Below are 10227 nucleotides of genomic sequence, written 5' to 3' on the forward strand. Positions count from 1 at the left end.
CTCGTGCGTAAATTACGCTTCAACAATTGCCAGAATGTCGCTCTCGGACATGATCAACACTTCTTCATTGTCGATCTTCTCGGATTTCACGCCGTAGCCATCGTTGAAAATTACGATGTCACCAACTTTAACGTCCAGCGGCTGCACAGTTCCGTTTTCCAGGATGCGGCCCTTACCGACAGCGATGATTTCGCCACGCGTTGATTTGGCTGCTGCAGAACCGGTCAGAACGATGCCGCCAGCAGACTTGGTTTCAACTTCTTTACGTTTGACGATCACACGATCATGTAACGGACGAATACTCATTGATAGCTCTCCTTTGAGAAAGTCATTATCAGTTATGGATGACGCCGGCCCGCATGCGGTTTTCCGACTAGTGCCCTGAGAGATGGGGATAGCTTTTTACCCCTTCAAGGGGGAATCGAAAAAAAATTTGCGAAAGTGTTACCATCCACTCTCTTTTGATGGTGGCAGGGCAAGGTAAATGAGTGGACTCAGGCAGGAGCTGGGGCTGGCGCAGGGCGTTGGCCTGCTTTCAACCTCCTTGTTAGGTACCGGCGTGTTTGCCGTACCGGCACTGGCGGCGCTGGTCGCCGGAAATAACAGTCTTTGGGCATGGCCGGTGCTGATCCTGCTGGTGTTCCCGGTGGCGATTGTGTTTGCCATACTCGGGCGGCACTTTCCCAGCGCGGGCGGCGTGGCGCATTTTGTCGGCATGGCGTTTGGTCCGCGCATGGAGCGCGTAACCGGCTGGCTGTTTTTGTCGGTAATACCCGTTGGCCTTCCGGCAGCCCTGCATATCGCCACCGGCTTTGGACAGGCGCTGTTTGGCTGGCACGATGAGCGACTGCTGCTGGCTGAACTGGGTACGCTGGCGATCGTCTGGTGGGTGGGCTCGCGCGGGGCCAGTTCAAGCGCGAATCTGCAAACGCTGGTTGCAGCGTTAATCGTCGTGCTGATCGTCGCCATCTGGTTTGCGGGTAACATTACCGTAGCAGATATCCCCTTCCCTGCGATAAACGATATCGACCATTCACAGCTTTTCGCTGCGTTATCCGTCATGTTCTGGTGTTTTGTTGGCCTTGAAGCGTTCGCTCACCTGGCATCCGAGTTTAAACAGCCCGAGCGTGATTTTCCCCGCGCTCTGATGATTGGTTTACTGCTGGCGGGCACCGTATATTGGGTCTGTACCGTGCTGGTGCTGCACTTCAACGCGTTCGGCGAAGATAAAGCCGCCGCCGCATCGCTACCGGGTATCGTGGTTAAACTTTTCGGCGTGAAGGCGCTATGGGTGGCCTGTGTGATTGGCTATCTCGCCTGCTTTGCCAGCCTCAACATTTATATCCAGAGCTTCGCCCGTCTGGTGTGGTCACAGGCGCGCTACAAACCTGAGAGCCGCCTCGCGCGGTTGTCTAAACGTCAACTTCCGATGAATGCGCTGAATGCCGTGCTGGGCTGCTGCGTCCTGAGCTCGCTGGGTATTTATCTTCTCGACATCAACCTCGATGCTCTAATTATCTACGCCAACGGTATTTTCATCATGATCTACCTGCTGTGCATGCTGGCGGGCTGTCGTCTGCTGAAAGGTCGCTATAAAGCCCTGGCGGTCGTCGGGGGCGTGCTGTGCCTGCTGTTGCTGGCGATGGTGGGATGGAAGAGTGTGTATGCCATCGTCATGCTGGCGGGGCTGTGGGCGTTTTTACCGAAGCGGAAAAATCCCTAGGCCCGGTAAGCGAAGCCACCGGGCAAAAAAATTATCGATCGTCTTTATGATCTAAACGGTCGCGCTGTTCATCCTTGCGCTGATACTCCCCTTCGAAGGTATCGCCTGGCCCTGTGCTGAACCCGCCGCCCGGCATGCGGCTGAAGCGCAGGTGCGGCAGCAGCTTCATGGTCAGGTGCTTCTGCACCGGCGGCAACAGCAACAGCAGGCCGAGGAAGTCGGTGAAGAACCCCGGCAGGATCAGCAGCAGGCCAGCAATAATCAGCGACACGCTTTTGATCATCTCTTCTGCCGGGCTTTCGCCTGCGGCCATCTTCTGCTGCATTATCAGGAAATTTTTGAAACCCTGATTACGCACCAGCGACATGCCGATGACGGAGGTGAAGATCACCAGAATCAGCGTCAACAGGACGCCCAGCACGTGAGCTACCTGAATGAAAATAGAAATCTCAATGTAAACATAAAGAAAGAAAGCTATAAACGGTATCCAGCGCACTGGCATCTCCTGTGTGGCAAGGGCCATCTGGCCCCTGTCTGAATGTGTTCGCGTCACGCGTCTGTAAGAGATGGAGACGGTTAGCCAAAATTCAATCGGTTTGCACGGATATTTTTTTCGGAAATATTAAAGCGGTGACACATTTCACAGATTAATAATTATCATGGAATCGGGTCGATAATAAGTGATCCAGCTTACGGCAATTCGCTATCATCAGCATATGATCTCGAACATCTGGCCGATTGAGGGAATAATCGTCGGTCAGAAAATATTCAAAACCACATATATGTTGTGTGTTTAGTACAATCCATCGGCAGCTTGAAAAGAAGGTTCACATGTTAAACAACATTCGTATCGAAGAAGACTTGTTGGGTACCAGGGAAGTTCCAGCGGATGCCTACTATGGTGTTCACACTCTGAGAGCGATTGAAAACTTCTACATCAGCAACAGCAAAATCAGCGATATCCCTGAGTTTGTCCGTGGCATGGTGATGGTGAAGAAAGCCGCAGCGCTGGCGAACAAAGAGCTGCAAACCATTCCTAAAAGCGCGGCAAATGCGATTATCGCTGCCTGCGATGAAGTGCTGAACAACGGCAAATGCATGGACCAGTTCCCGGTTGACGTCTATCAGGGCGGCGCGGGTACCTCCGTCAACATGAATACCAACGAAGTACTGGCAAACATCGGCCTTGAGCTGATGGGCCATCAGAAAGGTGAATACCAGTACCTCAACCCGAACGACCACGTTAACAAATGCCAGTCCACCAACGACGCCTACCCAACCGGCTTCCGTATCGCGGTGTATGCCTCCGTGGTCAAACTGGTCGACGCGATCAACCAGCTGGGCGATGGCTTCCAGCGTAAGGCCGTTGAGTTCCAGGACATTCTGAAAATGGGCCGTACCCAGCTGCAGGACGCGGTGCCAATGACGCTGGGTCAGGAATTCCACGCGTTTAACGTGCTGCTAAACGAAGAGACCAAAAACCTGCTGCGCACCTCCGAGCTGCTGCTGGAAGTGAACCTGGGCGCCACCGCCATCGGCACGCGTCTGAACACCCCGGATGGCTATCAGCAGCTGGCAGTTCAGAAGCTGGCGGAAGTGTCTAACCTGCCTGTGGTGCCTGCGGAAGACCTGATTGAAGCCACATCCGACTGCGGCGCGTACGTAATGGTACACAGCGCCCTGAAACGTCTGGCGGTGAAACTGTCCAAAATCTGTAATGACCTGCGCCTGCTCTCCTCCGGCCCGCGCGCTGGCCTGAACGAAATCAACCTGCCAGAGTTGCAGGCGGGTTCTTCCATTATGCCAGCCAAAGTTAACCCGGTAGTGCCAGAAGTGGTGAACCAGGTTTGCTTCAAGGTGATTGGTAACGACACCACCGTGACCATGGCCTCCGAAGCCGGTCAGCTGCAGCTGAACGTGATGGAGCCGGTGATTGGCCAGGCGATGTTTGAATCCATTCACATCCTGACTAATGCCTGCTACAACCTGCTGGAAAAATGCATTAACGGCATCACCGCGAATAAAGAAGTCTGTGAAGGCTATGTTTATAACTCCATCGGGATCGTTACTTACCTCAACCCGTTCATCGGCCACCACAACGGTGACATCGTTGGTAAGATTTGCGCCGAAACCGGTAAGAGCGTGCGTGAAGTCGTGCTGGAGCGTGGACTGTTGACCGAAGCCGAGCTGGACGATATCTTCTCGGCCCAGAACCTGATGCATCCGGCATATAAAGCGAAACGATATACCGATGAAAGCGAACAGTAACAGTTCAGGCTAGGCTTCCGAAAGGCACGTCACTTGTGACGTGCCTTTTTTCTTTTTAGGCGTTACCTAAATACAACAATTCAATATCAACTTGTTAATAAGCAAGGCAGGTCTTTATGTTTGGAGCAGAACTCGTCATCGTCCTGTTGGCGATTTATTTGGGCGCGCGGCTCGGGGGTATCGGCATTGGTTTTGCCGGCGGTCTCGGGGTGCTCGTACTTACCCTTATCTTTCAGATTAAACCCGGCGCAATCCCTTTTGACGTTATCGAAATCATCATGGCGGTTATTGCCGCTATTGCGGCCATGCAGGTGGCAGGCGGTATGGACTACCTGGTGAGCCTGGCGGAGCGCATGCTGCGCCGCCATCCGAAATACATCACCTTCCTTGCCCCGCTGGTGACCTGGTTTATGACCATTCTCGCGGGAACCGGCCACACGGCGTTCTCCACGCTGCCGGTGATCACCGAGGTGGCAAAAGAACAGGGGATTCGCCCGTCTCGTCCGCTTTCTATTGCCGTGGTTGCGTCGCAGATTGCGATCACCGCGTCGCCAATCTCAGCCGCCGTAGTCTTCTTCGCGGGTATCCTTGAGCCGATGGGCGTGAGCTACCTGACGCTGCTGGCGATCTGTATTCCAGTCACGCTGATTGCGGTGATGATTACCGCCGTGCTGTGTAACTTCCTCGGTGCCGAGCTGAAAGACGATCCGGTTTACCAGGAGCGTCTGGCAAAAGGTGAAGTGAGCCTGCGCGGTAGCCAGGTCTTCGAGCTGAAGCCGCACGCGAAACGCTCCGTGCTGCTGTTCCTGATCGGTATCGTCGCCGTGATGTTCTACGCGACCGCCATCAGCGACACCGTGGGGCTGATCCAGAACCCGGTGCTGCCGCGTAACGAAGCGATTGTGGTATTCATGCTGACCATCGCCACGCTGATTAGCATCACCTGTAAAATCGACACCAGCGAAGTGCTGAACGCCAGCACCTTCAAATCCGGTATGAGCGCCTGCGTGTGCGTACTGGGCGTGGCGTGGCTCGGTGACACCTTCGTGAAAGCGCACATCAGCGACATCCAGACCGTTGCCGGCGACCTGCTGCACAACTACCCGTGGCTGCTGGCGGTGGTACTGTTCTTTGCCGCGACGCTGCTTTACTCTCAGGCTGCCACCACCAAAGCGCTGATGCCTGCGGCACTGATGCTGGGCGTGACGCCGCTGACGGCGATTGCCTCTTTTGCGGCCGTTTCCGCCCTGTTCGTGCTACCAACCTACCCAACCCTGCTGGCCGCGGTTGAGATGGATGACACCGGCTCAACCCGCATCGGTAAGTACGTGTTTAACCACGCGTTCCTGATCCCGGGCGTGGTGGCGATTACGCTTTGCGTCGTCCTCGGCTTTATCATCGGTGGCATTGTGCTGTAAACGGTTAGCCGTTGTAAAAATAGTTAAAATCGGGCCGCTCTGCGGCCCGTTTCATTAATGACCAATCGCATGGCGTGATATAGTGAAGACTTTCGTGATGAGGAGGTCGACTTGTGAACACGCCTGATGCTGTTGTCGTACTGTGTACCGCCCCTGATGAAGCCTCTGCCCAGGATCTCGCCGCCAAAGCGCTGGCCGAAAAACTGGCAGCCTGCGTCACGCTGCTCCCCGGCGCGACCTCCCTCTATTACTGGGAAGGCAAGCTGGAGCAGGAGTATGAAGTCCAGATGTTGCTCAAAACCAATCTGGCGAATCAGCAGGCGCTCCTTGACTGCCTCAAGTCTCATCATCCTTATCAAACCCCGGAGCTGCTGGTGCTGCCAGTGGTCCACGGCGATAACGACTATCTCTCATGGCTCAACGCTTCTTTACGCTGATCCTGCTGCTGTGCAGCACGTCAGTATTTGCCGGGTTGTTTGACGCGCCCGGCCGTTCGAACTTTATTCCCGCCGACCAGGCGTTCATTTTCGACTTTCAGCAAAACCAGCACGATCTCAATCTGACCTGGCAGGTGAAAGAGGGTTACTACCTCTACCGCAAGCAGGTCAGCATCATGCCGGCAAAGGCTAACGTTGGCGCATTGCAGATGCCCGCTGGCGAATGGCATGAGGACGAGTTCTACGGTAAAAGTGAAATTTATCGCCAGCGCTTAAGCGTGCCCGTCACGGTGAATCAGGCGGATAAAGATGCCACGCTGACGGTTACGTATCAGGGCTGTGCCGACGCGGGCTTCTGCTACCCTCCTGAAACGAAGGTCGTTCCGCTTACTGAAGTTAAAGCGGCTGCCTCCCCTCTCCCCTCAGGCGAGAGGGACAGGGTGAGGGATGAAGGCGAAGCTGCTTCTGCTCTGCCGTTCTCAGCACTTTGGGCCTTACTGATTGGTATCGGCATTGCCTTTACCCCTTGTGTCCTGCCGATGTACCCGCTTATCTCCGGGATTGTACTGGGCGGCAAACAGCGTCTTTCTACCGCCCGGGCGCTGCTCCTGGCCTTTATTTATGTGCAGGGCATGGCGCTCACCTATACCGCCCTCGGCCTCGTGGTCGCCGCGGCCGGACTGCAGTTCCAGGCAGCGCTTCAGCACCCTTACGTGCTAATCGGCCTGTCAGCCGTATTTATTCTGCTTGCGCTGTCGATGTTTGGCCTGTTCACGCTTCAGCTGCCCTCTTCGCTGCAAACCCGCTTAACGCTGATGAGCAATCGCCAGCAGGGTGGCTCTGCGGGCGGCGTGTTCGCAATGGGCGCCATCGCCGGGTTGATTTGTTCTCCCTGCACTACAGCACCGCTGAGCGCTATCCTGCTGTACATCGCCCAGAGCGGTAATATGTGGCTCGGCGGGGGTACGCTGTATCTTTACGCGCTGGGGATGGGCCTGCCGCTGATTCTGGTGACGGTGTTTGGCAACCGCCTGCTGCCGAAGAGCGGCCCGTGGATGGAGACGGTGAAAACCGCGTTCGGCTTTGTCATCCTGGCGCTCCCGGTGTTCCTGCTGGAGCGCATCATGGGTGACGCGTGGGGTTTGCGCCTGTGGGCCATGCTCGGCGTGGCGTTCTTCTCCTGGGCGTTTATCGTCAGCCTGGGGGCAAAAAAAGCGTGGATGCGTCTGGTGCAAATTCTCCTGCTCGCCGCCGCGTTGGTGAGCGTGCGCCCGCTTCAGGATTGGGCGTTCGGCTCGCCTGTGGGCCAGACGCAGGCACATTTAAACTTTATACACGTTAAGAACGTCGATGAGCTCAACAGCGCGCTGGCGCAGGCAAAAGGCAAACCGGTGATGCTCGACCTCTATGCCGACTGGTGTGTTGCCTGCAAAGAGTTTGAAAAATACACCTTTAGCGATCCTCTGGTGCAAAATGCCCTGAAAGAGACGGTACTCCTTCAGGCAAACGTCACAGCCAACAATGCGCAGGATAAGGCCCTGCTTAAACACCTTACCGTACTCGGGCTACCAACTATTTTGTTCTTCAATGAGCAGGGGGAAGAGCTGCCAGAACAGCGTGTAACCGGGTTTATGGACGCACCGGCATTCAGCGCGCATTTGCGCAATCGCCAACCGTAAACAACACTTTAGACGGGACATACCGTTGGGAATAGCGGAGGAGATAACCGTGCAACGCGAAGACGTACTGGGACAAGCCCTGCAACTACTTGAGATTCAAGGGATCGCCAGCACCACGCTTGAGATGGTAGCCGACCGTATCGATTACCCTCTGGATGAGCTTAAGCGCTTCTGGCCGGATAAAGAGGCGCTGCTTTATGATGCCCTACGCTATCTTAGCCAGCAGGTGGATATCTGGCGCAGGCAGCTAATGTTGAATGAAGAGCTGACCGCCGAGCAAAAACTGTTAGCGCGCTACACCGCCCTGACAGAGTGCGTCAGCAACAATCGTTATCCAGGCTGCCTATTTATTGCTGCCTGTACGTTTTATCCCGATCCTGGCCATCCAATACACCAGCTGGCGGATCAGCAAAAACGTGCGGCGCATGACTTCACCCACGAACTGCTGACAACGCTTGAAGTGGATGACCCGGCAATGGTCGCTAAGCAGATGGAGCTCGTACTGGAGGGTTGCCTGAGCCGCATGCTGGTGAACCGTAGCCAGGCCGATGTGGATACGGCGCACCGCCTGGCGGAAGACATTCTGCGCTTTGCCCAGTGTCGTATGGGCGGGGCGTTAACCTAGACCAGCATGCCCGCCCAGGCGGAGACGAGCAAACATAGCGCCATCAGGCGCTGAAACCGCACCATCGCCACGGTGGTGCGAAACACTCGGTTTACCGCCTTCCCCAGCCACGCCCAGCACATCAGGCACATCACAGAAATCAGTAAGAACCATAGCGCCATCAGCGCAATATCTCTTAACGGATGAATGCTCGCGGGAGCAAAAAGACTCACTACTGCCAGCGCCATCATCCACGTTTTCGGATTCACCATCTGCAGCAGCGCTGCGGCTTGCGCGGTAAAGCGATGAGGCGCCTTCTCAGAGAGATTCGCCGCAGGCGCCCGATACAGTTGCCAGCTCATCCAGGTTAGCCACAGCACGCCCGCCCAACTCATTGCCTGGCGTATCAGAGGAAACTGACGCAGCACCTCCCCGGCGCCGGCACCCGATATCAGCACAATCAGACTCGCCGTAATACATCCCCCCAAAATGGCGGGAATGGTATTTTTCACACCAAAGTACTGGCTGTTAGTGAGAACGAGGATATTCGTCGGGCCGGGCGTTATCGACGCGACAAAGGCAAACAGCAGATAAGGCATCAGACTCACAGATGGCTCCTTTTTTGTTAGAGCCATTACTGTGCCGCTATTATCTGGAAGCGTCTGGAAGGTTTGTGCACAACCGGCGGTAGTGGGCAGGGGAAATGCGGTATGCACGCTGGAACCAGCGTCCCAGATGGCTTTGGTCGGCAAAACCGAGCGCTGTAGCCACATTAACAGGCTGTTCGCCGTGCGCCAGCAGCTGTCGCGCCTTTGCCAGACGCAGCTGAATAAGCCAGGCGTGCGGTGCCAGGTTGAACTCGCGCTTAAAACAGCGCGTCAGCGTAAAACGATCCGTGCCCGTCTCGCGCGCAAGGTCTGACAACCCCACGTTCTCGCCGATATGCGCATAAAGATAGTCGCGTGCGCGGTGCGCCACGGCAGCGCTCTGTAGCTGCGACGGGAGTTTCTTACGCCAGTGGCAATGGGAGGTGATCTGAGAGAGCAGCTTATCCATTGTGCTCTGCTGAACAATTTTCATCTCATCGCTATGCAATGCGTTAAACGTCTCGCCGATAGAACGGACCAGCTGAGGTTCTCGCGTTAGCGTTTGAGCAAAGTGAAGCGAGTAGCGGTCCGGCGTGGCTTCATATAATCCACGGAGGGTACGCGTCAGCCACTGCTCGTCAAGATAGAAGGTGAGATAGGTAAAGCCTCCTTCCACAGGCGCGTCGCCGTCGTGAATTTCACCCGGCTCCAGTAAGAACGCATCACCAGGATGGCTGCGGTGGCGTTCGCGACGACAGTGGAACTGCTGGGTGCCTGAAAGGGTAATCCCGACCAGATAACTATCGTGCCAGTGGGGATCGAAGGCATGGCCTTCGAAGTGCGCTTTAATCGTTTCAATGCCGGTATCCGCATGCTGACGGAGCTCAAGCCAGTCGTTTGCCATACTGCCCTCCTGTTGTCATCAGCATTGCCGCACGGCCTGGTATTGTCTGGAAGATTTGTGCATTTTCACGGTGAAAACGTACAGATTGCCGCAAACTTAAGCAGTTGAACAGCTTTTCCTGAAATAATGTTGACGATAAGGCGCGATTGCGGTTTAATGCGCTCCGTTGCCCGGATAGCTCAGTCGGTAGAGCAGGGGATTGAAAATCCCCGTGTCCTTGGTTCGATTCCGAGTCCGGGCACCACTATTTAAAGAACCCAGCCTATGGCTGGGTTTTTGCTTTTCTGCGTTTATCAAAACCTTACCTTATTTTTACTCCTGTATCTCTTCCCGGTAAGATCATGCGGTTAGCATTTCCCGGTGGCGCTGCGCTTACCGGGCCTGCAAAACCTATAGCCGGATAAGGCGAAGCCGCCACCCGGTATTTTCCGGCGCACAAAGCAAAAAACCCCGCACCTTACGGTACGGGGTTCTTCTTGATTGATGCCTGGCAGTTCCCTACTCTCACATGGGGAGACCCCACACTACCATCGGCGCTACGGCGTTTCACTTCTGAGTTCGGCATGGGGTCAGGTGGGACCACCGCGCTAAAGCCGCCAGGCAAATT

Annotated in this window: 10 protein-coding genes, 1 tRNA gene and 1 rRNA gene; 7 read left to right on the top strand and 5 right to left on the bottom strand. The window is 55.4% G+C overall.

The features are described 5' to 3' along the window. Positions 1–12: 12 nt before the first annotated feature. A complete protein-coding gene (locus APT89_RS21675) occupies positions 13–306 on the bottom strand; it encodes a co-chaperone GroES (RefSeq protein WP_003855929.1) in 294 nt (97 codons plus the stop codon). 178 nt (positions 307–484) lie between these two features. On the opposite strand from APT89_RS21675, the gene yjeH reads away from it, so the two are divergent. After that, the gene (gene yjeH / locus APT89_RS21680; RefSeq protein ID WP_060573553.1) at positions 485–1723 is read left to right on the top strand and encodes an L-methionine/branched-chain amino acid transporter; all 1239 of its coding nucleotides are present in this window, start codon (positions 485–487) and stop codon (positions 1721–1723) included. Positions 1724–1754: 31 nt separating this feature from the next. Here yjeH and APT89_RS21685 read toward each other — a convergent pair whose 3' ends face one another. Then, positions 1755–2219: an FxsA family protein gene (locus APT89_RS21685; RefSeq protein WP_028015228.1), complete on the bottom strand. Its 465-nt coding sequence runs from the start codon at positions 2217–2219 to the stop codon at positions 1755–1757. Positions 2220–2554: 335 nt separating this feature from the next. Between APT89_RS21685 and aspA the strand changes: the two genes are divergently transcribed. The 5 genes from aspA (at position 2555) to APT89_RS21710 (ending at position 8150) form a co-directional block, all read left to right on the top strand. After that, the gene (gene aspA / locus APT89_RS21690; RefSeq protein ID WP_003855923.1) at positions 2555–3991 is read left to right on the top strand and encodes an aspartate ammonia-lyase; all 1437 of its coding nucleotides are present in this window, start codon (positions 2555–2557) and stop codon (positions 3989–3991) included. A 116-nt stretch (positions 3992–4107) separates the two neighbouring features. Beyond that, on the top strand, positions 4108–5409 hold the full coding sequence (locus APT89_RS21695; RefSeq protein ID WP_008502949.1) for an anaerobic C4-dicarboxylate transporter: 1302 nt from the start codon (positions 4108–4110) through the stop codon (positions 5407–5409). Between the two features lie 113 nt (positions 5410–5522). Further along, positions 5523–5846, top strand: a complete 324-nt coding sequence (gene cutA / locus APT89_RS21700; protein ID WP_028015227.1) for a divalent cation tolerance protein CutA — start codon at positions 5523–5525, stop codon at positions 5844–5846. Next, positions 5822–7525, top strand: coding sequence for a protein-disulfide reductase DsbD (locus APT89_RS21705; RefSeq protein WP_060573555.1), 1704 nt, complete (start codon positions 5822–5824; stop codon positions 7523–7525). The genes cutA and APT89_RS21705 overlap by 25 nt, the downstream gene beginning before the upstream one ends. 49 nt (positions 7526–7574) lie before the next feature. Further along, positions 7575–8150 carry a transcriptional regulator gene (locus APT89_RS21710; RefSeq protein ID WP_028015225.1) on the top strand — a complete coding sequence of 192 codons (576 nt, stop codon included), beginning with the start codon at positions 7575–7577 and terminating at the stop codon, positions 8148–8150. Here the strand turns inward: APT89_RS21710 and APT89_RS21715 are convergent. Beyond that, the gene (locus APT89_RS21715; protein WP_045631278.1) at positions 8147–8737 is read right to left on the bottom strand and encodes a LysE family translocator; all 591 of its coding nucleotides are present in this window, start codon (positions 8735–8737) and stop codon (positions 8147–8149) included. The genes APT89_RS21710 and APT89_RS21715 overlap by 4 nt on opposite strands. Before the next feature lie 40 nt (positions 8738–8777). Continuing rightward, positions 8778–9620 carry an AraC family transcriptional regulator gene (locus tag APT89_RS21720; protein WP_045631279.1) on the bottom strand — a complete coding sequence of 281 codons (843 nt, stop codon included), beginning with the start codon at positions 9618–9620 and terminating at the stop codon, positions 8778–8780. A gap of 168 nt (positions 9621–9788) precedes the next feature. On the opposite strand from APT89_RS21720, the gene APT89_RS21725 reads away from it, so the two are divergent. Further along, positions 9789–9864 (top strand) — tRNA-Phe (locus APT89_RS21725). A gap of 241 nt (positions 9865–10105) precedes the next feature. Here APT89_RS21725 and rrf read toward each other — a convergent pair. After that, positions 10106–10221 (bottom strand): 5S ribosomal RNA (gene rrf / locus APT89_RS21730). Between the last annotated feature and the right edge of the window lie 6 nt (positions 10222–10227).

The organism is Enterobacter sp. 50588862 (genome assembly GCF_001462935.1).
GTDB classification, from domain to species: Bacteria; Pseudomonadota; Gammaproteobacteria; order Enterobacterales; family Enterobacteriaceae; genus Enterobacter; species Enterobacter bugandensis.

What these genes read in the sequence shown, in the direction of transcription:
- APT89_RS21675 (WP_003855929.1), bottom strand. Translation starts at nt 306, where the DNA reads ATGAGTATTCGTCCGTTACATGATCGTGTGATCGTCAAACGTAAAGAA.
- yjeH (WP_060573553.1), top strand. Translation starts at nt 485, where the DNA reads ATGAGTGGACTCAGGCAGGAGCTGGGGCTGGCGCAGGGCGTTGGCCTG.
- aspA (WP_003855923.1), top strand. Translation starts at nt 2,555, where the DNA reads ATGTTAAACAACATTCGTATCGAAGAAGACTTGTTGGGTACCAGGGAA.
- APT89_RS21695 (WP_008502949.1), top strand. Translation starts at nt 4,108, where the DNA reads ATGTTTGGAGCAGAACTCGTCATCGTCCTGTTGGCGATTTATTTGGGC.
- APT89_RS21705 (WP_060573555.1), top strand. Translation starts at nt 5,822, where the DNA reads ATGGCTCAACGCTTCTTTACGCTGATCCTGCTGCTGTGCAGCACGTCA.
- APT89_RS21720 (WP_045631279.1), bottom strand. Translation starts at nt 9,620, where the DNA reads ATGGCAAACGACTGGCTTGAGCTCCGTCAGCATGCGGATACCGGCATT.